This window comes from Arthrobacter sp. fls2-241-R2A-200 (genome assembly GCF_030209745.1).
Classification (GTDB): Bacteria; Actinomycetota; Actinomycetes; order Actinomycetales; family Micrococcaceae; genus Arthrobacter.
Window position 1 is genome coordinate 153,143 of record NZ_JARVRJ010000014.1, and the last position, 22,425, is coordinate 175,567.

Here is a 22,425-nt window from a genome sequence, read left to right on the forward strand (position 1 = left end):
GCCCAATCTACTTGAGACGGGGAGCCTGTGCAGACGGACCCACCCAAGGGCTCACCGGATTCCCCATCCAGTAGGTTCCGGCGGGAACCGTTTCGCCTCGCATCACCAACGACGCCGGACCCACGGTGCCGCCGTCGCCGATACTGGCCGCAGGGAGGATCACGCCATGCGGGCCCATCGTGGCACCCTTACCGAGCGTGACGGAGTCCAGGCTCATCACGCGGTCGTGGAACAGGTGGGTCTGGACGACGCACCCCCTGTTGACGGTGGAGTTTTCACCTAATTCAACGAGGTCGGCCTCAGGAAGCCAATAGCTCTCGCACCAGGTACCGCGTCCAATCGTGGCCCCGAGACCACGCAGCCACCACACCAATGCCGGAGTTCCCGCCGCGGAGCGGGCAAACCAGGGGGCGCTGACCATCTCGATGAATGTGTCCACGACTTCGTTGCGCCAAATGAACGAACTCCACAGCGGGTGTTCACCGGCGCGGATAGTGCCCACCAAAACCCACTTCGCAACGATGGAACTCAGGGCCGCCACGGCGCCGGCGGCGAGCAACACGACCCCGCCCAAGAGCGCTGCCGCCCAGTACCCCCACTCGCGGGCTATCCAGTCGAGGACGAGCATGACGCCGACGGCGATGCCCACCGTGAGGATCACCGGCACCAAACGGCACAGTTCCCAAAGCGCCCTCGCCAACTTGAGCTTAAGCGGCGGTTGGAAGGTGCGCGCCTGGTCGGCGCCGACGACGGTGCGGCGCAACCTGACCGGCGGGCTGCCCAGCCATGAGGTGCCGGACTTTGCCTTCGCAGGAGTCGCGGACAGTACTGCCACCAAGGAGTTTTTGGGAACATTTCGGCCGCCGGCGATCATCCCGGAATTGCCGAGGAATGAGCGTTTCCCGATCTTTGCCGGTGCGATTTTCATCCAGCCGCCACCAAGTTCATAGGACGCCACCATGGTGTCATCGGCGAGGAACGCGCCGTCGCCGATTGTGGTCATGCGGGGGACCAGCAGCACAGTGGAGGCCTCGACGTTCTTTCCGACCTTCGCGCCCAGCATGCGCAACCATAAGGGCGTGAACAGGCTGGCGTAGATCGGAAAGAGCAGGTCCCGGGCCATGTCCAAGAGCCGTTCGGTTGCCCAGACCTGCCAACCGATACGGCTCCTGACCCGGTGGTAACCCTCCGTTAGCCCAAGCCCGAGGAGCCTGGCGGTGGCGAGGATCAGGAGCAAGTTGCCCAAGAACCACACCACTGCGGCCAGGGGGACGGACATGATGATCTGGGGAATCGCTGATTCCAACGAGTCATGGTTCCGGATAAACGCCAAGACCAAAAGAGCCGCGAGCAATGCTGAGAGGTAGGGAATCAGGGCAAGGAGCGCCGAGGCGGCTGCGAAGGCGGTTAGCCAAAGGCGGTCCACGGCGCTGCTGTGCGAGGTGGCCTCAGGCCAATCGTGTTTCGCTTTCCCGCGCCTGGCAGCAGGAGAGCCGGCCACCAGGTGACCCGCCTTGACCTTACCCAGCACCGCAGAGCCTGGTTCAACGTGGGCACCTGCGCCGATGGTTGCCCCTGGCATCAGCGTGCTCCTGGAACCCACAACTGCACCGGCACCTACATGTATTTGGCCGATGTGGACAGAGTCTCCGTCCACCCACCAGCCGGAGAGGTCCACCTCCGGCTCGATGTTGGCACCGGTTCCCAGGGATAGCAGGCCTGTCACCGGTGGGAGGGAGTGCAGATGCACGTCCTTGCCGATTTTCGCGCCGAGTGCGCGGGCGTAGTACGGGACGAACGGCGCGCTCGCCAATCCGATGGCACCAGCGAGATCCTGGATCTGCTCCGCCAGCCATAGCCGCAAGTGCATCCTGCCCGATCTCGGATAAGTCCCGGGCTTTACCCTGTTGCCCAACAACGCCCTGGCAGCGACGACGGAGATGCCCATGCGTCCCAAGGGACTCACAAACAAGAGCCATGAGGCCGCGATCCACCACCAGGAAACAGTTGGCGTCGCCGTGAAGCCGGCGTAGGCCGCCAGCAGTTTGTTGATGGCCATGAGGAAGGTCAGCCAGCGCATCCCGACCAGGATGTGGAGCGGGACGCCCATGAGGACTTGGAAGATTTGCGATTTCAGAGCAGTGGGCCGGACGGTGCGTTCCGGCGCGGGACCGGCGGTGCCGCCCTCGGGAAGTGATTGGCGGGCAGTGTCTATCAGTGCCCCAATGCGCGGGGTCGCGTAAATGTCTGCCACTGTGATGGTGGGATAGCGGAGCCGGAGCGCAGAAACCAGCTGGGCGGCGGCCAATGATCCGCCACCGTAGGCGAAGAAGTCCGCATCCAAGGATCCCACGGGACTCCCTAGGACGGATTCCCATTGCTCCACTACCCAGACAGCATCGGGGGGAAGGTTCAGCGCGGCTTCGCGGGCTTGCGCGGCACCGGCGCCTGCCAGCGGCCAGGGCAATGCACGGCGGTCCACTTTGCCGCTGGTCTTGGTGGGCAGCGAGTCCACGATGGTGAGCAGGGGAACCAGCGCTGCAGGTAGGCTGCCGCCCAGCTGCGCCCGCGCAATATCCAAGTCAAGCTCGACTCCCTCGGCCGGAGCCAAGTAGCCGACCAGGATCTGGTTCCCCGCCGCCGTCGTTTGGACTGCGGCAGCAGCGCCGGCCACGCCGGGGAGGGACTGCAACGCTGCATCCACCTCACCGAGCTCAATACGCCGACCACCCAGTTTGACCTGCTCATCCGCCCGGCCCATGAAGATCAGTCCGTCAACCTCGAAGCGCACGAGGTCGCCCGAACGGTAGGCCCGGTCCCAACCGAAGGTGGGCATGGGCGCGTACTTTTCCGCGTCTTTGGCCGGATCCAGGTACCGGGCCAGCCCGACGCCGCCGATAATGAGCTCGCCAACCTCACCTTCGGCCACCGGCAAGCCGTCGGAATTGACGACGGCGAGGTCCCATCCGTCCAGTGGCAGGCCGATCCGAACGGGGCCCGGTCCGCCCAAGGGCGCAGCGCACGCAACCACCGTAGCTTCCGTGGGCCCGTACGTGTTCCACACTTCGCGGCCGTCCACCGCAAGTCGCTGGGCAAGTTCGGGAGGGCACGTTTCCCCGCCGAAAATGAGGAGCCGCACGTTCTCGAGTGCCTCAATGGGCCAGAGGGCGGCAAGAGTGGGAACAGTGGACACTACGGTGATGCCGTGGTTGATGAGCCACGGCCCCAGATCCATGCCTGTACGTACCAAAGCACGCGGGGCAGGGACCAGGCAGGCACCGTGCCGCCACGCCAGCCACATTTCTTCGCACGAAGCATCGAAGGCTACCGACAGGCCGGCAAGGACCCGGTCCTGTGGTCCTATGGGATCGGATTGGAGGAAGATGCGGGCTTCAGCGTCGACGAACGCCGCCGCGGAGCGGTGTTTCACGGCCACGCCCTTGGGCGTTCCGGTGGAACCGGAGGTGAAGATGATCCACGAGTCGTCCTCCAACCCGGGTGCGCCAGGTGCCGGAACGCCGTGCCGGGGTTCCCTCGGTTCAGCGCGCAGCTGGACATCAAGTCCCGCGCCGACCACGGCCGCGACCTTCGCTTCCCCGAAGACCAACCGCGCACGCTCTTCGGGATCGTCGGCGTCGACCGGAACGTAGGCGGCGCCCGCGGTGAGAGTCCCCAAGATAGCGATGTACAGCTCATTGGTCCCGGAGGGGATCCTGACGCCGATCTTGTCTCCCCGGCCAAGGCCCAGGGAGTTCAACGTGCCCGCGAAGGTGCGCACTGCCAGCATTAGTTCGTGATAGCTCAGCGATTCCTGGCCGTCGTCCAAGGCCGAAGACTCCGGAAAAGACGCAGCTGTCTCCTCCAGGATGTCCACCAACGTACGTTCGTCAGGGGCAGCGCCGCTTCCCGGCAGTTGGGGACGTGACGTGGTCAGGGCAGCGGCGGGCCCGGCCGCCACCGGATGGTCAGTGCTCACGGCCCCATCTTTCCCCAGGAAGGTGAACGGGAGGTGTCGGACGGATATGGGTCATCACACCGTGTCGTGCAGGTTTTCGCCTGCCATGCCCATCAGGGGAGCAAGAGGACTTTTCCGGTGGTGAGGCGTCCTTCCAAGTCCTTATGCGCTTGGGCTGCTTCCGCGAGCGGATAGGTTGCACCAACCCGCACGGCGAGGGTGCCATGGGCCGCGGCGTCGAAAATATCAGCTGAGCGCCACCGGCGCTCTTGGGAATTCTGCACGAAGTGGGCCATGGTGGGCCTGGTCAGTGTCAGGGAACCGCCTGCGTTCAGGCGCTGGGGGTCCACAGGGGGCACTGGGCCTGACGCGGCACCGAAGAGCACCATGGCTCCGCGGATGCGGAGGCTCTTCAACGAGTCGTCGAACGTGTCTTTGCCGACGCCGTCATAGACCACGTGCACGCCCTCGCCGTCGGTAAGTTCACGGACTTTGTCGGCGAATCCCTCGTAGCGGAGTACGTCGTCGGCGCCGGCAAGCTTGGAAAGGTCGGCCTTCTCATCCGAGGACACTGTGGTGATGACGCGGGCTCCCCGCGCTTTCAAGAGCTGGGTCAGCAGCAAGCCAACTCCGCCGGCTCCGGCATGCAGAAGGACGTTGTGCCCTGGTTCCACGCGGAAAGAGGAATTCATCAGGTAATGGGCTGTGATTCCCTGGAGGGGGAGCGCCGCCGCTGTATGGTCATCGACGCCGTCCGGTACAGGCAGTGCCTTGCTGGCATCGACGAGGGCGTATTCAGCGTAGGTCCGGATGCCTTCGGCCGTGGCCACCCGGTCACCTACGGAGAATTCTTCGACGCCTTCTCCCACAGCGTCCACAGTGCCGGCGGCCTCGGCCCCAGGGGTGAAGGGGTACTCCACCTTGTAGATTCCGCTGCGCTGGTAGGTGTCAATAAAGTTCACGCCCACCGCTGCCACCTTGATCAGCAGCTGGCCCGGCCCTGGAACGGGGGGCTCCACCTCTGTGTAGGTGAGGACGTCAGGTCCTCCGGCTTGGCCTGCAACGATCGCGTGCGTCATAGTGGCTCCTCCCGGCCGGGCGGTCTCTCCTCCCGGTTCCTCCATCCATCCTAGGGATGTTGGCGGCCCCGGCGTCGAAAACTAGAAGCGTCCGTGCGTCGAGGCCACCGGACAGTCGAAACCGCGGCCCGCGGCCAAGCCGACCTCGTTGAGGTAGCTGACTACGATCCCGTAAGACTTCACCAAAGTGGTTTCGGTGTACGGAATGGAGTGCGCCGCGCAGAATTCACGGACGATTCCCGACGCCCGATGAAGTTGGGGCCTGGCCATATCCGGAAAAAGGTGGTGCTCCACCTGCCGGTTCAGCCCGCCCAGGAGGAAGTCCATGAACCGCCCGCCCGAGATGTTGCGGGAGGTGAGGACTTGGCGGCTAAGGAAGTCCACGCGGCTGTCCTTCGGCAGGACCGGCATCCCTTTGTGGTTGGGCGCGAACGAGGCGCCCATGTAAAAGCCGTAAACCATGATCTGCACGCCAAGGAAGGCGAAGGCCATGCCGAGGGGCAGGAATGAGAAGGCCAGCAGCGGCAAAGCCACAAGCCGGGCAATCAAGATGGGAGACTCCACCCAGCGATAGCGCATGGTTTGCTTTCCAAAGACGAAGCGGAGGGAGTCGAACTGCAAACTCAACCCCAGCAGCGTCAGCAGCGGGAAAAAGAACCAACCCTGCTTCTTGGTGAGGAACGCCAGCCGACCTTTGCGTTCGGCCGCAGCATCCGCATGGAAGACCAAGAGGTTGTTCTTGATGTCAGGATCTTTGGAGATCACGTTGGGGTTGTTATGATGGGCGCCGTGTTTTTGTTCCCACCAGGAGTAGCTGATCCCCGCAACGGCAGTTGCCAGGAGCCTGGCGGACCAATCGTTGGCACGGCGGGAAGCGAAGATCTGCTTGTGCCCCGCCTCGTGTGCCAGGAAGCTGAGTTGGGTGCAAAGAATGCCGACGGCGGCGGCTATGAGGAGTTGGTACCACGATTCCCCCAAGAGGGAGAAACCAAGCCAGGTACCGGCCATGAGCAGGACGAGCGCCGCGAATACCCAGACGTAGAATCCGCTTCGCCGTTCAAGAAGGCCCGCTGATTTCACGCTTTTGAGGAGTTCGGAATAGCTTTTGACCACAGGATTTGGCTGAATGCCGCGGGGTGGAGTGCGCTCGGAAGTGGAGGTGGGTGGCAAGAGTTGCCCCGTATCGCTAACGGGCAACGTTGCAGCCGACGTTCGGACTGCACGGTCTTGATCACCCTTCACTAAGCATACGTGCTATCCCGTCATATAGGCAGCCCAAGGCGAATGCATAAATATCGGACGGCATGAATATGTTTGCTGTATAGTGAACTCATGACTATTTCTGTTGCCGTTTCCGGCGCCAGCGGCTACGCCGGTGGGGAAGTGCTTCGTCTGCTGGCCGGGCACCCGGATGTCACCATCGGTGCCATTACAGCGCACAGCAACGCTGGTTCCAGACTAGGTGAGTTGCAGCCGCATCTCCACGGTTTGTCGAGCCGGATCCTGGAAGACACCACGGTTGAGAACCTTTCCGGTCATGATGTGGTGTTCCTTGCACTCCCACACGGCACCTCAGCGGAGATCGCGGCCCAGTTGCCGGAAGGCACCCTGGTCATCGACGCCGGCGCGGACCACCGCTTGCAGGATCCCGCAGCGTGGGAAAAGTTCTATGGTTCCGCGCACGCGGGCACGTGGCCCTATGGCTTGCCGGAGCTCCCCGGGCAGCGGGATGCGCTCAAGGGCGCCAACCGCATCGCTGTTCCGGGCTGCTACCCGACGTCGGCCTTGCTGGCCTTGGCGCCGGGATTCGCCTCGGGGATCCTTCAACCGGATGATGTTGTCATTGTTTCCGCCTCGGGTACCTCAGGTGCCGGCAAGGCCGCGAAAGTCAACCTGATCGGATCCGAAGTCATGGGTTCCATGAGCCCGTACGGAGTGGGCGGGGGACACCGGCACACTCCGGAGATTGAACAGGGCCTTTCCAATGCGGCAGGGGAGCAGGTCACTGTCTCGTTCACCCCCACACTGGCTCCGATGAGCAGGGGTATCCTCACCACGGCGACGGCCAAAGTGCGGTCCCAGGCAGGACGCAGTGTCAGCGAAGCCGAACTTCGCCAAGCGTGGGCAGATGCTTACGATGACGAGCCGTTCGTGCACCTTTTGCCCGAGGGTCAGTGGCCCACCACCAAGTCGGTGCAGGGGTCAAACCATGCGGTCATGCAGTTGGCGTTCGATCAGCACACCGGCCGCGTGATCGTCACGTGCGCTATCGATAATCTCACCAAGGGGACCGCCGGCGGCGCCGTGCAGTCCATGAACATTGCCCTCGGCCTGGATGAAACCGCCGGCCTGAACCTGCAGGGAGTTGCACCGTGACCATTACCGCCCCCAAAGGATTCCGTGCCGCAGGCATCAAAGCCGGCATCAAAGCCTCCGGCAACCCCGATCTGGCCCTGGTGGTCAACGACGGACCCTCCAAGGCCGCTGCCGCGGTCTTCACGTCCAACCGCGTAGCCGCCGCCCCCGTGCATTGGTCGAGGCAAGTGGTCAGCGATGGCCGGGTGGACGCTGTGGTCCTGAACTCCGGCGGCGCCAACGCCTGCACCGGTCCGCAGGGTTTCCAGAACACCCACGCCACCGCCGAGAAGGTGGCGGAGGTGCTGGGAGTCTCAGCTTCCGACGTCGTGGTGTGCTCCACCGGCCTGATCGGCGAGCAACTTCCCATGGACAAGATTCTTCCGGGCGTCGAGGCCGCGTTCGGTGAGCTGTCCGACGACGGCGGTTCTGCTGCGGCGACTGCGATCATGACCACGGACAGCGTCTCAAAGGAAGCCGTCTTCACGGGAACCGATGCTGAAGGCAAGCAGTTCACCGTTGGTGGCATCGCCAAGGGTGCCGGCATGTTGGCGCCGGGCCTGGCAACGATGCTGGTGGTGCTCACCACCGATGCGCAGGTCCCGGCTGACGAGCTCGACGTCGTGCTCCGCGACGCCACGCGCGTCACGTTCGATCGCGCTGACTCCGATGGCTGCATGTCCACCAATGACACAGTGGTGCTCCTGTCTTCGGGCGCGTCCGAGGCACTGCCGTCCACGGAAAAGCTGGGCGAAGGAATCACGCAGGTGTGCGCCGAACTGGCTCGCAAGCTCATCGGCGACGCAGAAGGGGCCAGCCACGATATCGCTATCCGCACTTTCAACGCGGCCAGTGAACGCGACGCGGAAATCGTCAGCCGGGCCGTGGCCCGTTCAAACCTCTTCAAGGCAGCCATCTTCGGCAAGGATCCCAACTGGGGTCGCGTTCTCTCGGCTGTGGGCACCACGGACGCCGTCTTTGAAGCCGATCAACTCAACGTCGCCATGAACGGCGTACAGATCTGCCGCAACGGCGCGATCGGAGATGATCGCAACCTGGTGGACCTCGAACCCCGTGAAGTGCTGGTGGAAATCGACCTTAACGCCGGCGACGCCGAGGCCACGATCTGGACCAATGACCTCACGCACGATTACGTGCATGAGAACAGCGCGTACTCGAGCTGAGCGGAATGACAATGACTGCGCAAACCCGCGACACTGCATCCATCGGCGGGGATTCGGCAAAGACCGCCCAGGACAAGGCCGGCACGTTGATCGAAGCCCTGCCGTGGATCCAGCGCTTTGCCGGCACCACCATGGTGATCAAGTACGGCGGCAACGCCATGGTCAACGAGGACCTTCGCCGGGCCTTCGCCGAAGACATCGTGTTCCTCCACCATGTGGGCATCCACCCTGTGGTGGTGCACGGCGGAGGACCGCAAATCAACTCGATGCTGAGCCGTTTGGGTATCGAGTCCGAGTTCAAGGGTGGCCTCCGCGTCACCACTCCGGAGGCCATGGACGTGGTCCGGATGGTCCTGACCGGACAGGTGGGCCGGGAGCTGGTCGGATTGATCAACTCCCACGGACCCTACGCCGTGGGTATGTCCGGTGAGGACGGCGGACTGCTGCGCGCGGTCCGAACGGGCACCGTTGTGGACGGCGAAGAAGTGGACCTCGGCCTGGTGGGCGAGGTTGTCGGCGTTGATCCCGCCGGAATCAAGGACATCCTTGACGCCGGCCGCATTCCAGTCATCTCGACGGTCGCCCCGGAGGTTGTCGACGGCGAGCCCCGGGCTGACGGCTCCCGCGGCTTCCAGACCACTGGCCAAGTGCTCAACGTCAACGCAGATACCGCTGCTGCGGCTGTCGCTTCGGCATTGGGCGCTACAAAGCTGGTCATCCTCACGGACGTGGAAGGTCTTTACGCCGACTGGCCGGACAAGTCGTCGCTGATTTCTTCTCTGACCGCATCGGAACTGCGCGACATGCTGCCCACGCTCGAATCCGGCATGATTCCCAAAATGGCCGCATGCCTCAAAGCCATTGACGAGGGCGTGGAACGGGCACACATCGTGGACGGCCGCCTCGCCCACTCGATGCTGTTGGAGACATTCACGACGGCGGGTATTGGCACCCAAGTAGTACCGGACGAGGAAGTGAACGCATGAGCGAAACTGTTGGCCTCAATCCCACCGGCGATGGCGCCCCCATCGCTGCGGAGGCCGCCGCAACCACGCTCGTTACCCAGAGCTCGGGCGCTGACTGGCTGGCCCGCTACTCGTCCTCACTGATGGGCGTGTTCGGCACTCCGCAGCGCGTCCTGGTCCGGGGTGCAGGCTGCTTGGTGTGGGACGCCGACGGCAAGGAATACCTTGACCTCCTCGGCGGCATCGCCGTGAACGCCCTGGGCCACGCCCACCCGTTCGTGACCTCGGTGATCTCCAGCCAGCTCGCCACGCTGGGACACATCTCCAATTTCTTCACCAGCCCCACGCAGATCGCGCTCGCCGAAAAACTGCTGGCCATCAGCAACGCGCCGGAGGGCTCCAAGGTATTTTTTGCCAACTCCGGGACTGAAGCGAATGAGGCCGCCTTTAAGCTGGCCCGCCGCAACAACACCAACCCAGACGCTAAACGCACCAAGATCATCGCCCTCGAAGGCGCCTTCCATGGCCGCACCATGGGTGCCCTCGCGCTCACGGCCAAGGAAGCCTACAGGGCGCCCTTCGAGCCACTGCCCGGTGGCGTGGTCCACATACCGTTCGGTGACATCGAAGCCTTGCGTGCCGCCGTCGACGATGCCACCGCGGCCGTTTTCCTCGAACCCATCCAGGGCGAAGCGGGTGTGCGGCCGCTCAGCGACGAATACTTGCAGGCGGCCCGCGAAGCCACCAGCAAGGCCGGTGCACTCTTGATCCTGGACGAGGTCCAGACGGGTATCGGGCGCACCGGAAAATGGCTCGCCAGCGAGGACGCCGGCATCGTCCCGGACGCCGTGACGCTCGCCAAAGGACTGGGCGGCGGCTTCCCGGTGGGTGCCTTGATCACTTTCGGAAGTACGACGTCGGCCCTGCTCACCGCAGGCCAGCACGGCACCACTTTCGGGGGGAACCCGGTGGCTACGGCGGCATCGCTTGCCACGCTCCACGCCATCGAAAGCCAGGGCGTCCTGCAGAAGGTGCAGGCTGTCGGAGCCCACCTACGCCAAGGCATTGCCGGCGTCGAGGGCGTGACCGAAGTCCGCGGTGACGGCCTGCTGATTGGCTTCGACCTCGATGCGGACATCGCACTTGCCATGGTGACCGCAGGCCTGGACGCCGGGTTCATCATCAACAGCCCCGGCCCGCGAACCATCCGCCTCGCCCCGCCACTGATCGTCACCACCGAGCAGGCCGACCACTTCTTGGCGGCACTGCCGGACCTGATTGCCACGGCCAAAGACACGACTGCAAAGGACTCACAGTGACTACTTCCACCACCACACGTCACTTCCTCAAGGACACGGACCTCAGCCCGGCCGAGCAGCGGGAGGTCCTCGAACTCGCGGCGCGGATGAAGGCGGCTCCCTACAGCGTGCAGCCGTTCGCTGCCGACGGCCAGGGACGCAAGACCGTTGCGGTGATCTTCGATAAGACCTCAACCCGTACGCGCGTCTCCTTTGCCACCGGCATCGCGGACATGGGCGGCAACGCCCTGATCATCAACCCCGGCGAGGCGCAGATCGGCCACAAGGAATCCGTGGAGGACACAGCGAAGGTCCTGGAGCGCATGGTCTCCACCATTGTGTGGCGGACCGGTGCCCACGCAGGCTTGGTGGCCATGGCGGAAAACTCCAAGGTCCCGGTGATTAACGCCCTGTGCGACGACTACCACCCCTGCCAGCTCCTTGCCGACCTACTGACCGTCAAGGAACACAAGGGCGAACTTGCCGGATTGACCATGGCCTACCTGGGCGATGCTGCGAACAACATGGCGAACTCTTACCTCTTGGCCGGGGTCACTGCCGGCATGCACGTCCGCATTTCCGGCCCTGACGGTTACCTGCCAGCGGCAGAGATCGTCGCTGCCGCAGAAGAACGGGCTGCCCAGACCGGCGGGTCCGTGCTGGTCACCAGCGATGCGGCGGAGGCCCTGAAGGGTGCCGACGTGGTGGCAACGGACACCTGGGTTTCCATGGGGCAGGAATCCGAAAAGGAAGCGCGGATGCAGTTGTTCCGCGAGTACTCCGTGGACGAGGCGGCCATGGCGCAAGCGGCGCCGGACGCCGTCGTGCTTCACTGCCTCCCGGCTTACCGCGGTTATGAGATCTCGGCCAGCGTCATTGACGGTCCGCAGTCCATTGTGTGGGATGAGGCAGAGAACAGGCTCCACGCCCAGAAGGCGCTCATGGCCTGGCTGATGCACCGCTCGGGCCTTGCTTTCGTCGAGGGGCTTGCTCCGGTAGAGGGAACCGGGGAGAGCACGTTCTAGTGTCCGCCAACCCGTCCGTGCCACCGGTCAGCCCGGCCACCAAGACAGCCCGCCAGGCGCGTATCACCGCGATCCTGACGGGTGAGTCCGTGCGCTCGCAAGCCGAGCTTGCAGCTTTGCTGGCGGACGACGGCGTCCAGGTCACCCAGGCGACCCTGTCCCGGGACCTGGTGGAACTGGGCGCGGTGAGGGTCCGCGGCAAGGAGGGGGTCTTGGTCTACGCCGTTCCGGGCGAAGGCGGGGACCGGAACGCCAAGAGCGGTGTCACGCAGGAAATCCTGGATGCCCGGCTGAGCAGGCTTTGCGGCGAACTGCTGGTGACGGCGGAAGCTTCGGGCAACATCGTGGTGTTGCGTACACCTCCGGGGGCTGCAAACTTCTTGGCATTGGCCATCGACCACTCGGTGATGCCGTCCATTTTGGGTACGATCGCAGGCGATGACACGTTGCTGTTGGTGGCCCGGGATCCCGACGGCGGAGCGGACCTCGCAGCGCGCTTCCTCCACATGGCCGAGGAAGCCGGCCCCGGCAACTAAAAGCTTCACACAGCATTGATTCGAATGAATGAAACCAAGCAACAACAAAGGAGCACTCTCGTGACTGAGCGCATTGTTCTGGCCTACTCCGGTGGCCTTGATACATCCGTAGCCATCGGCTGGATCGGTGAAGCCACCGGTGCCGAGGTCATCGCCGTGGCGGTCGACGTCGGACAGGGCGGCGAGTCCCTGGAGACCATCCGCCAGCGCGCACTCGGTTGCGGCGCCGTCGAGGCCTACGTCGCTGACGCCCGTGACGAATTCGCCAACGAGTACGCCATGCCGACGCTGAAGGCCAACGCACTCTACCAAGGCCACTACCCGTTGGTTTCGGCCATTTCGCGTCCCGTCATCGTGAAGCACCTCGTGAAGGCCGCCCGCGAGTTCGGCGCCACCACCGTTGCCCACGGTTGCACCGGTAAGGGTAACGACCAGGTCCGCTTCGAAGTTGGCATCCAGACCCTCGGCCCGGACCTGAAGTGCATCGCACCGGTCCGCGACCTCGCGCTCACCCGCGACAAGGCCATTGCCTTCGCCGAGGAAAAGGGCCTCCCGATCGAGACCACCAAGAAGAACCCGTACTCGATCGACCAGAACGTCTGGGGACGCGCCGTCGAGACCGGCTACCTTGAGGACATTTGGAACGCTCCCACCAAGGACATCTACGACTACACCGCCACCCCGGAATTCCCTCCGGCCCCGGATGAGGTCACCATTTCCTTCCAGGCCGGCGTGCCGGTAGCGATCGACGGCGTCAAGGTCACCCCACTGCAGGCCATCCAGGAACTGAACCGCCGTGCCGGCGCCCAAGGCGTTGGCCGCATCGACGTCGTCGAGGACCGCTTGGTGGGTATCAAGTCCCGCGAGATCTATGAAGCACCCGGTGCCATGGCTCTGATCACTGCGCACAAGCACCTTGAGGACATCACCATCGAGCGTGAGCAGGCCCGATTCAAGGCCACAGTTGGCCAGCGCTGGTCCGAGCTTGTGTATGACGGCCAGTGGTTCTCCCCGCTGAAGCGCTCCCTGGACGCATTCATCGAGGACACCCAGCAGTACGTCTCCGGCGACATCCGCATGGTCCTTCACGGCGGCCAGGCAATCGTCAACGGTCGTCGCTCCGAGACCTCGCTCTACGACTTCGATCTGGCCACCTACGACACCGGCGACACCTTTGACCAGTCCATGGCCCGCGGTTTCATCGAGCTGTGGGGCATGTCCTCCAAGGTTGCTTCCGGCCGCGACCTCCGGGTTGCAGGGGAATGACAAGCGCAACTAATGAAGGTGCCTTGTGGGGCGGCCGGTTCGCCGGCGGCCCCGCGGATGCGCTGGCCGCTTTGAGCAAGTCCACCCACTTTGACTGGCGGCTTGCCCGGTACGACATCGCCGGTTCCAAGGCGCACGCGCGGGTGCTGGCCAAGGCCGGTTTGCTGGACGATGCCGAGCTCGAAGGCATGCTCGCGGCACTGCAGCAATTGGACGAGGACGTTGCGAGCGGCGCCTACGTCCCGGCTGAGAGTGACGAGGACGTGCACGGTTCGCTGGAACGTGGGCTGATTGAGCGTGCCGGAACCCAATTGGGTGGCAAGCTCCGCGCGGGCCGTTCCCGGAACGACCAAGTGGCAACCCTTGGCCGGATGTTCCTGCGTGACCACGCCCGGATCATAGCCCGCGGTGTCCTCGCCACCGTCGATGCGCTGGTCGAGCAAGCCAAGGCCCACCACGGTGTAGCCATGCCTGGCCGAACGCACCTTCAGCACGCCCAGCCGGTGCTGCTGAGCCACCACTTGCTTGCCCATGCCTGGGCACTGCTTCGTGATGTGCAGCGCCTCCAGGACTGGGATAAGCGTGCCGGCGTCTCGCCCTACGGCTCCGGTGCCTTGGCAGGTTCTTCGCTGGGGCTCGATCCTGAGGCTGTTGCCGCGGACTTGGGTTTCTTCTCGGCCGTCCACAACTCGATCGATGGCACCGCATCCCGCGACGTCTTCGCCGAGTTCGCCTGGGTGTGTTCCATGATCGGTGTGGACTTGTCCCGCATTTCCGAGGAAGTCATCTTGTGGGCAACCAAGGAATTCTCCTTCGTGACGCTGCATGATTCCTACTCCACGGGATCGTCCATCATGCCGCAGAAGAAGAACCCGGACGTTGCCGAGCTCGCCCGCGGCAAGGCAGGACGCCTCATTGGCAATCTGACGGGACTCCTGGCGACTCTCAAGGGCCTGCCGCTCGCGTACAACCGCGATCTGCAGGAAGACAAGGAACCTGTATTCGACGCCGCCGACACACTGGAAGTATTGCTTCCGGCCGTCTCGGGCATGATTGCCACGCTCACGTTCAACACAGAGCGTATGGAATCGCTGGCTCCGCAGGGCTTCGCGTTGGCCACGGACATAGCCGAGTGGCTGGTCCGCCAGGGCGTGCCCTTCCGGGAGGCCCACGAGCTCTCCGGTGCCGCCGTCAAGCAGGCCGAAAGCCGTGGCGTGGAGCTGTGGGACCTGACGGACGCGGAATACGGGGCGATTTCGGAGCACCTGACTCCTGAAGTCCGCTCTGTCCTCAGCACCAAGGGTTCGCTGAACAGCCGCAACTCGCAGGGCGGAACGGCGCCGGCCGCCGTCGAACGCCAACTGGCGGCTCTCGAAGCGGAGCTGGGCGCAGTCCGCTCCTACGCGGGCTAACGACGCAAAAGAAGCTGTGGGACGGCACGTCAAGTGCTGTCCCACAGCTGTTTAACTGGTGCGTTAGCATGGCGCTATGACCCCGATCACCCCTGAGACGCTGCCCGCAGAGCTTCACAAAGCCGCCGACGTCGTCACCCGCCTCCTAGCCACCATGGACGATTCCTCCGTCGCTGAACCGTCGGAGCTTCCAGGCTGGACACGCGGACACGTCCTTGCGCACATCGGCGGGATTTGCCGGGCTATGGCCCGCCAACTCGACTACGCCCTCCGCGGCGAGACCGTGGAACTGTACGACGGCGGCATGGAGGGCCGCAACAAGGCGATCGACCTGGCCGCCGGGCATAGCCTCGCGCAGCACACAGAAGCTGTTTCTGCCGCTCTGGGAGCCGCAACAGCCGCGTTCGACCACGTGAAGGGGGACGGCTGGAACGCCCGCATCGCGTACAGGGACGGAACAGTGCTCGACGGCGGTTTGGCGCTTTGGCGCGAACTCACCATCCATGCCTCAGACCTGGGCCTGGGCTACGGGCCCGAGACGTGGAGCCGCCCCTTCTGCGAACATCTCATCGACTTCCTGGCAGCACGTGTGCCTGAGAAGTATAAGTTCATCCTGCAGCCCACCGGTCTTCCCCAACTGGCTATCGGCACCGGTGGCACGTCCGTTGCCATCACCGGCATGCTGACAGACATCGCTGCGTGGCTCGCCGGACGGGAACCGACCTTAGGAAGCCTGCGCGCAACAGCCGCTGCCGATGGAATCGAGCTACCCGAGCTCCTTCCATGGCCTGCCGCGCTGCCGGCAACCCGCTAAGCCAGTTGCTCCCTCACGCCCGCTTCTTTGCCGCCGTCCGCCACAGGTGCATGGTGGCGTAGGAGCGCCACGGGCTGACCTCTTGGAATGTGGCACTCAAGCCCTCCCGGGGAGGCAGTAACTTCAACCCGTTGCGGACGGCGGCATCGTTGGCCAGGAAGATATCCGGGGCGCCTAGCACGCGCATTGCGACGTATCCGACTGTCCACGGTCCAACACCGGGCAGCGGGAGCAGTTTGCGTTCCAGGCTCGGCACGTCATCCCCGTAGCCGAAGTCCAACGCCCCGCTCGCCATCGCTTCGGCCGCCGCCACGATGGAATCAATGCGGCGCTGGGGACCCCGGAGCAGGGCGCGGCCTTGGTCAGCGAGTTCCGCCGCCGTCGGGAAGAAGCGGTCCAGGCCAGGGGCACCCGGCCCGGCAGGGGAGCCGGCAACTGACAGCTGCGTCAGGGCTTTTCTGGCAGCCGCCACGGTGATCTGCTGGCCGATCATGGCCCGGATCAACAGTTCCTGGGGATCGACGGCACCAGGCAGCCTCATTCCAGGAATGGCCGCGACCCGGTCTGCAAGCCTCGAGTCCGCCGCCAAAGCTTCGTCGATTGCCTGTGGATCAGCGTCTAGATCGAACAACCTCCGGACGCGGCTCAACAGTGCGGGGAGGTCATGAAGATCCGCCACAGTAGCCGTTAGCTGTAACGAACTGCCGGGCTTCGACGGCGTGTACGTCACGGAGAAGGAGGCGCTGCCGCGTGGGAGGCGGAGGGTGCGGGCGTACGTTGCCGTTCCGTTCGGCCCGGTGCTGGCCACCTCGATCCCGGGAATAGCGCGGACGGCCAGGAAGTCGAATATGCCGGGATCGAAGGGTTCCCGGTACGGCAAATTCAACGTCAAGGGCACCGGGCCCGCGGTGGAAGCTGCAGCAGCTCCGCCATGGTGGGGCTTGGCAGCAGTGGCCCGCAACGCCGTCGGCGTCATCGCGAAGACCTCACCGATGGTGTCGTTGAACTGCCGCACGCTGTTGAACCCTGATGCAAACGCAACATCGGCAAGGAGCATATCCGTGGAGGCCAGCAGTGTCCTCGCTATTTGGGACCGGCACGCCCTCGCCAGGGAGAGAGGACCCGCGCCGAGTTCTTGGCTGAGGATCCGGTTGAGTTGCCGCGGGGAGTAGCCCAAACGTTGCGCCAGGCCCTCGACGCCTTCGCGAGTGATGACGCCGTCGTTGATGAGTCGCATGGCGCGGCCCGCCACGTCGGAGCGGACGTTCCACGCGGGAGTTCCCGGAACGGCCTCCGGGAGGCAGCGTTTGCAAGCGCGGTACCCGGCCTCGTGCGCCGCGGCGGAGGTTTCGTAAAACGTCACGTTCTCCGCCTTCGGTGTCCGGGCGGGGCATGACGGGCGGCAGTAAATGCCGGTGGAGCTGACAGCGGTGAAGAATTGGCCATCGAACCGGGTGTCGCGGGCATCGATTGCCCTGTAGCGCTGCCAGAAGTCCATCTCCCCATCCTGCCAGCCACGGGGGGACACTTCTAGCGGGAATCGGACATGGCCCTTGCAGGTCTTTTTGCTAGTGTCTGGGCATGAGCCCGTCCATGGAAACCTTCATGACAGAACCAGCGGACGTCCGTGCATTCCTCGCTGGCGACCCCCGCGTCATCGCCCCGTTGATACTCGGAGCCGTGCTGACGCACCACTCCGACGCGGGTCCGGTGTCCGTCAGGCTCACCGAGGTGGAAGCGTACATGGGCCCACGTGATTCCCAGCACCCCGACCCCGGCTCCCACACCTTTGGCGGACGCACAGCCAGGAACGCCCCGATGTTCGGGGCGCCGGGATTCCTCTACGTCTACTTCACCTACGGCATGCATTACTGCGCCAACATCGTCTGTGGTCCGGAGGACGCACCGTCCGCCCTCTTGCTGCGGGCAGGTGAGATCGTCGACGGCGAAGGGCTTGCCGCGGCCCGCCGCCCCGCCGCCAAAACGCCAAAGGATCTGGCGAGCGGACCTGCCAGGCTGGCGTCCGCGCTGGGACTTACGACGGCGGACACAGGCCGTGACGCGCTCGCAGAACCCTTCAGCTTGTGGTTGCCGCGCTCGCCGGCGGAGGCGGTGTCCAGCGGACCCAGAGTTGGCGTGGCAGGACCGGGTGGAACGAGCGAATACCCATGGCGCTTTTGGGTCGACAACGATCCCACCGTCTCGCGCTACAAAGCGGCACGTCCGCGGAAGCGCGCCGTTACGATCTAGCGCCGTCCGGCATGTGACCGCCACCCCACCGCGTTTACCAAAATCACTGTAGAATGGACGGTCTGTCTTTTGCGATAGGGGTACGGTTCGATGCACGACGCTGATTTGGTCCACGAGCAGGAATATGTGGCCGGGCTGTATGCCCGGCTCGATGAGCTGCGTGAAGAAAAGCGTGCCCAGCTGGCGCAGGTACGCAGGGCCGGTGCTGTGGGAACCATGCAGAATGTGTCCGAACGTGACGCTTTCGCGGCCCTGTACGAGGACCGCCTTGCCCAGCTCGACGCCGTCGATGACCGGCTGGTGTTCGGCCGTCTGGACCTCGATTCCGGTGAGGAGCAGTACATCGGCCGCATTGGCTTGACCACGGCTGACCTCCAGCGGCTCATGGTTGACTGGCGGGCGCCCGAAGCCGGGCACTTTTACCAGGCGACTGCCTTCGACCGGCAAGGTGTCCGCCGTCGTCGTCACCTGATCCTCCAAGGACGTGAGGTCAAAGCCATCGAGGACGATGTCCTGGACGCTGGCTTGTTGGCCGATAACGAGTCACTCCAAGGAGAGGGCGCGCTGCTTGCTGCCCTTAACTCCAAGCGCACGGGCCGCATGTCCGACATCGTGGGCACCATCCAGTCCGAGCAGGACCGGATCATCCGTTCCTCCATCTCCGGCGCCCTGGTGGTCCAAGGCGGTCCCGGTACGGGAAAGACCGCCGTCGCACTGCACCGGGCAGCCTACCTGCTGTACACCCACCGGGACCGGCTCAAGAGCGCCGGCGTCCTCTTGGTGGGGCCGTCGTCCTCCTTCATGCACTACATCGAACGCGTCCTTCCATCGCTCGGCGAGACCGGCGTGGTTATGGCGAGCCTCGGCCGCCTCATGCCCGGAATCCATGCCGTGCCGGAGGAGGACAGCAACGTAGCGGCCCTGAAGGGCAAGCTCGACATGGCCAAGGTGGTGGCCAACGCCGTCGCCAACCGCCAACGGACCCCTGCCCAGGACCTGGTCCTCGAAGTTGACTCGCGCAAGCTGACCCTTTCTGTCAGGCAGGTACGCCGTGCCCGAGAAAAGGCGCGGGCCACCGGCAAACCCCACAATGAGGCGCGCTTGACGTTCGTGAAGATCCTCCTGCGTGAGCTCACAGAGCAGTTGACCGATCTGGTGGAGGAGTCGAATATCGGCAACAATGCCGATCGCGCCTACCTGGCAGAGGACGTCCGGTCCGCCCGGGATGTTCGCATTGCACTGAACCTTTGCTGGATGCCGATGACACCGGAGAAGCTGATTTCCGAGCTCTTCAGCAAGCCCGCCATCCTCGAGGCCTGCACGCCACACCTGACGCCGGAGCAACGCGCCTTGCTGCAGCGTCCTGCCGACGCGCCGTGGACAGAGGCGGATGTGCCGTTGCTGGACGAGGCTGCCGAGTTGCTCGGTGAACTCGATCCGGCCGCAGGCAGGGGATTGGCCCAGCAGGAAGCCGACCGTGCCCGGGATCTCGCCAACGCCAAGCAGACCTTGGCCAACATGGAATCGATGGGCGTCGACGTCCTGGTCACGGCCGAAGAACTCGCAGACCAGAATCAGGAACGCGAAACCCGTCTGACCGCGGCCGAAAGAGCCACCAGCGATCGCTCGTGGGCTTTTGGCCACATTATTGTTGACGAGGCCCAGGAACTTTCGCCCATGCAGTGGCGCCTCTTGGTCCGTCGTTGCCCGCTGAAGTCCTTCACGATCGTGGGGGATATCGCGCAGACCAGTGCAGCGGCCGGTGCCAATTCGTGGAAGAGCGCCCTGGCGCCGTCGTTCGGTGGCCGGTGGTCGTTGGAAGAACTAACGGTGAACTACCGCACGCCGTCGCAAATCGCCGAGGCGGCGGTCCGCATGGCCAACCGCGCGGGTTTGGTGGTCTCGGCCCCCAAGGCTGTTCGGGAAGGCAAATGGTCGCCAATCGTGGACCGTGTCGACGCGGATGGGATCGTGCCGCGCCTCCTTGAGGTCCTGCCCGAGGAAATCACAGCGCTCGACGGCGGATTGCTCGCCGTGATTGCCGACGGACCGCTGCTGCCGCAGGCCGCCGCCGCGCTCCGGAAGGTGTACGGACGGCGTGTCGGTGGTGGTGCAGGCAGTTACGAGCAGGACATCGTGGTGATGAGTCCCAAGGAAGCCAAGGGCCTCGAGTTCGACGGCGTGGTGGTTTTGGAGCCTGCAGCCATGCTGAATCACGAGCACGGAAAGGTGGGCGACCTTTACGTTGCCATGACGCGGGCCACGCAACGTCTTCGCCTCATCGCCGCCGCCCCGCTTCCTGCCGGCATCGAACGCTAGGAAAATGGCGCGTCAATCCTGCTAACTTAGATCTCGTGCCACACGTAAACAACATTGAGTCCCAACACAACGATCCCGCTTTTGCCAACATCTGGCAGGAGCTTAAATGGCGGGGTCTTGTGCACGTTTCCACGGACGAAACGGAACTGGAAAAGCTTCTCGCCGGGGACCCGATCACCTATTACTGTGGCTTCGACCCCACCGCGCCTTCGCTGCATTTAGGCAACTTGGTGCAGTTGCTTTTGATGCGCCGCCTGCAACTTGCCGGCCACAAGCCACTCGGCTTGGTGGGCGGCTCTACCGGACTCATCGGGGATCCGCGTCCGACGGCGGAACGCACCTTGAACACCAAAGACACCGTGGCGGAGTGGGTCGGTTACCTTCAGGGGCAGGTACGCCGCTTCCTGAGTTTCGACGGCGAGAACCCGGCCCGGATGGTCAACAACCTCGACTGGACCGCGCCACTGAGCGCCATCGATTTCCTCCGTGAAATCGGGAAGCATTTCCGCGTGGGCACCATGCTCCGCAAGGATGCAGTGGCCTCCCGCCTGAACTCGGACGAGGGCATCAGCTACACCGAATTCAGCTACCAGATTCTGCAGGGAATGGACTACCTCCAGCTTTTCCGCGACTATGGCTGCGCCCTGCAGACGGGCGGCTCGGACCAGTGGGGCAATCTCACCAGTGGCACGGAGCTCATTCGCAAGGTCGAAGGCAAGAGCGTGCATGCCCTGGGCACGCCCCTCATCACCAACTCGGACGGCACCAAGTTCGGCAAGAGCGAAGGCAACGCCATCTGGCTTGATCCGGACATGTGCAGCCCCTACGCGTTCTACCAGTTCTGGCTCAACACCGCCGATGCCGATGTGGTGGATCGCCTTAAGGTGTTCACGTTCCTTTCACGGGCTGAGATCGAGGAACTCGGACAGGCGGTGGCTGAACGCCCGTTTGCCCGCGAGGGCCAGAAGAAGCTTGCCTTCGAGGTCACCTCGCTCGTGCATGGAGTCGACGCGACCGAGAAAGTCATCGCCGCTTCCGCGGCGCTGTTCGGCAACGGAGACCTGACTGTGCTGGACGAGCAGACCTTGGAGGCAGCCACTGCAGAACTTCCTTCGGCGAAGGTCGGCGCTGACGGCCTGGGGATCATCGATCTCTTGGTCGCCTCGGGACTGTCGGACAGTAAATCTGCAGCCCGCCGTACCGTCGGCGAGGGCGGTGCCTACGTGAACAACACCAAGGTGTCCGATCCCGATGCCGTCGTTGCGCAGGATGACTTGCTTCACGGCCGGTACCTGCTCCTTCGCCGTGGCAAGAAGAACCTCGCCACGATCGAAGTGTCGGCCTAGAGTCCTAACACGGAGAAGTCCCTGCACGAAGAAAGCCCTGCACGGAGAGGGCCGGCAACCGTTACGGTTGCCGGTCCTCTCCGCCTTTAAACCGGCGTTTCCGCCATAACGTCCCGCGTGGTTTGGCCCGGTTCGACGACGGTGCGGGGCCGGATTTGTGCCGAGGTCATGGAGCGTGTAATGTCTTCTGAGTCGCCGCGAGTGAGGCAGCCTAGGGCTGGTAACTGCGGGGGCCGACCCCCTTCAATATGAGCCTGAAATTGGCGCGCTTGCCAGTGCGCCGGCGACGGGTTCGGGGCTGGTTATATGGGCTGGGAATCGCGGAAACGCTGATTTGCCAAGGCCAGGTTGATCAGGTAAGTTTGAAAAGTTGCTCCGGAGCGATCCTGGACCCTGTGGGGTGTGGGTGGTGCCGGTTAGTGTCTGTTGTTTGAGAACTCAATAGTGTGCCAAGTTTGTTGATGCCGATTGTTTTTTGATTGGTTGAAATTATGGCTGGGCCCTGCGCACGTCTGTGTGTGGTGGTCTGGTTTTCAGCTGGTTTCGAATTTTGTGCAGCCGTGTTTGCCGTTATTTCCGGTGGGTGTGGTTGTGTCTGTTTGATTTTTTGTTTTCAACGGA

Annotated in this window: 16 protein-coding genes; 12 read left to right on the forward strand and 4 right to left on the reverse strand. The window is 64.0% G+C overall.

The window, feature by feature from the left end; translation table 11 throughout:
- Nucleotides 1-7 precede the first annotated feature (7 nt).
- The 3 genes from QRN42_RS15530 to QRN42_RS15540 form a co-directional block, all read right to left on the reverse strand.
- Nucleotides 8-3,976 (reverse strand): Pls/PosA family non-ribosomal peptide synthetase, encoded by a 3,969-nt coding sequence (locus QRN42_RS15530; RefSeq protein ID WP_284980044.1) that lies wholly within the window; start codon nucleotides 3,974-3,976, stop codon nucleotides 8-10.
- A 92-nt stretch (nucleotides 3,977-4,068) separates the two neighbouring features.
- Nucleotides 4,069-5,034: a quinone oxidoreductase family protein gene (locus QRN42_RS15535; RefSeq protein WP_284980045.1), complete on the reverse strand. Its 966-nt coding sequence runs from the start codon at nucleotides 5,032-5,034 to the stop codon at nucleotides 4,069-4,071.
- An 81-nt stretch (nucleotides 5,035-5,115) separates the two neighbouring features.
- Nucleotides 5,116-6,204 (reverse strand): fatty acid desaturase family protein, encoded by a 1,089-nt coding sequence (locus tag QRN42_RS15540; RefSeq protein ID WP_284980066.1) that lies wholly within the window; start codon nucleotides 6,202-6,204, stop codon nucleotides 5,116-5,118.
- Between the two features lie 162 nt (nucleotides 6,205-6,366).
- Here QRN42_RS15540 and argC point away from each other — a divergent pair, with 162 nt between their 5' ends.
- The 9 genes from argC (at nucleotide 6,367) to QRN42_RS15585 (ending at nucleotide 15,889) form a co-directional block, all read left to right on the forward strand.
- The gene (argC, locus tag QRN42_RS15545) at nucleotides 6,367-7,410 is read left to right on the forward strand and encodes an N-acetyl-gamma-glutamyl-phosphate reductase (protein WP_284980046.1); all 1,044 of its coding nucleotides are present in this window, start codon (nucleotides 6,367-6,369) and stop codon (nucleotides 7,408-7,410) included.
- On the forward strand, nucleotides 7,407-8,573 hold the full coding sequence (gene argJ, locus QRN42_RS15550) for a bifunctional glutamate N-acetyltransferase/amino-acid acetyltransferase ArgJ (RefSeq protein WP_284980047.1): 1,167 nt from the start codon (nucleotides 7,407-7,409) through the stop codon (nucleotides 8,571-8,573). Before argC ends, argJ begins: the two co-directional genes overlap by 4 nt.
- Nucleotides 8,574-8,584: 11 nt before the next feature.
- The gene (argB, locus tag QRN42_RS15555) at nucleotides 8,585-9,559 is read left to right on the forward strand and encodes an acetylglutamate kinase (RefSeq protein WP_284980048.1); all 975 of its coding nucleotides are present in this window, start codon (nucleotides 8,585-8,587) and stop codon (nucleotides 9,557-9,559) included.
- Nucleotides 9,556-10,857 carry an acetylornithine transaminase gene (locus QRN42_RS15560; protein ID WP_284980049.1) on the forward strand — a complete coding sequence of 434 codons (1,302 nt, stop codon included), beginning with the start codon at nucleotides 9,556-9,558 and terminating at the stop codon, nucleotides 10,855-10,857. Before argB ends, QRN42_RS15560 begins: the two co-directional genes overlap by 4 nt.
- Nucleotides 10,854-11,861, forward strand: coding sequence for an ornithine carbamoyltransferase (argF, locus tag QRN42_RS15565; protein WP_284980050.1), 1,008 nt, complete (start codon nucleotides 10,854-10,856; stop codon nucleotides 11,859-11,861). Before QRN42_RS15560 ends, argF begins: the two co-directional genes overlap by 4 nt.
- Nucleotides 11,861-12,397, forward strand: a complete 537-nt coding sequence (locus tag QRN42_RS15570) for an arginine repressor (protein WP_284976648.1) — start codon at nucleotides 11,861-11,863, stop codon at nucleotides 12,395-12,397. The genes argF and QRN42_RS15570 overlap by 1 nt, the downstream gene beginning before the upstream one ends.
- A gap of 60 nt (nucleotides 12,398-12,457) precedes the next feature.
- Nucleotides 12,458-13,663: an argininosuccinate synthase gene (locus QRN42_RS15575; RefSeq protein WP_159734867.1), complete on the forward strand. Its 1,206-nt coding sequence runs from the start codon at nucleotides 12,458-12,460 to the stop codon at nucleotides 13,661-13,663.
- Nucleotides 13,660-15,075, forward strand: coding sequence for an argininosuccinate lyase (argH, locus tag QRN42_RS15580; protein ID WP_284980051.1), 1,416 nt, complete (start codon nucleotides 13,660-13,662; stop codon nucleotides 15,073-15,075). The genes QRN42_RS15575 and argH overlap by 4 nt, the downstream gene beginning before the upstream one ends.
- Nucleotides 15,076-15,151: 76 nt before the next feature.
- The gene (locus tag QRN42_RS15585; RefSeq protein ID WP_284980052.1) at nucleotides 15,152-15,889 is read left to right on the forward strand and encodes a maleylpyruvate isomerase family mycothiol-dependent enzyme; all 738 of its coding nucleotides are present in this window, start codon (nucleotides 15,152-15,154) and stop codon (nucleotides 15,887-15,889) included.
- A 13-nt stretch (nucleotides 15,890-15,902) separates the two neighbouring features.
- Here QRN42_RS15585 and QRN42_RS15590 read toward each other — a convergent pair whose 3' ends face one another.
- On the reverse strand, nucleotides 15,903-17,387 hold the full coding sequence (locus QRN42_RS15590; protein WP_284980054.1) for an AlkA N-terminal domain-containing protein: 1,485 nt from the start codon (nucleotides 17,385-17,387) through the stop codon (nucleotides 15,903-15,905).
- Nucleotides 17,388-17,494: 107 nt separating this feature from the next.
- On the opposite strand from QRN42_RS15590, the gene QRN42_RS15595 reads away from it, so the two are divergent.
- From QRN42_RS15595 to tyrS, 3 genes are all read left to right on the forward strand, one after another.
- Nucleotides 17,495-18,139, forward strand: a complete 645-nt coding sequence (locus tag QRN42_RS15595) for a DNA-3-methyladenine glycosylase (protein ID WP_410551026.1) — start codon at nucleotides 17,495-17,497, stop codon at nucleotides 18,137-18,139.
- A gap of 90 nt (nucleotides 18,140-18,229) precedes the next feature.
- Nucleotides 18,230-20,458, forward strand: a complete 2,229-nt coding sequence (locus QRN42_RS15600) for a HelD family protein (protein WP_284980055.1) — start codon at nucleotides 18,230-18,232, stop codon at nucleotides 20,456-20,458.
- 35 nt (nucleotides 20,459-20,493) lie between these two features.
- The gene (gene tyrS / locus QRN42_RS15605) at nucleotides 20,494-21,804 is read left to right on the forward strand and encodes a tyrosine--tRNA ligase (RefSeq protein WP_284980057.1); all 1,311 of its coding nucleotides are present in this window, start codon (nucleotides 20,494-20,496) and stop codon (nucleotides 21,802-21,804) included.
- The last annotated feature ends 621 nt before the right edge of the window (nucleotides 21,805-22,425 follow it).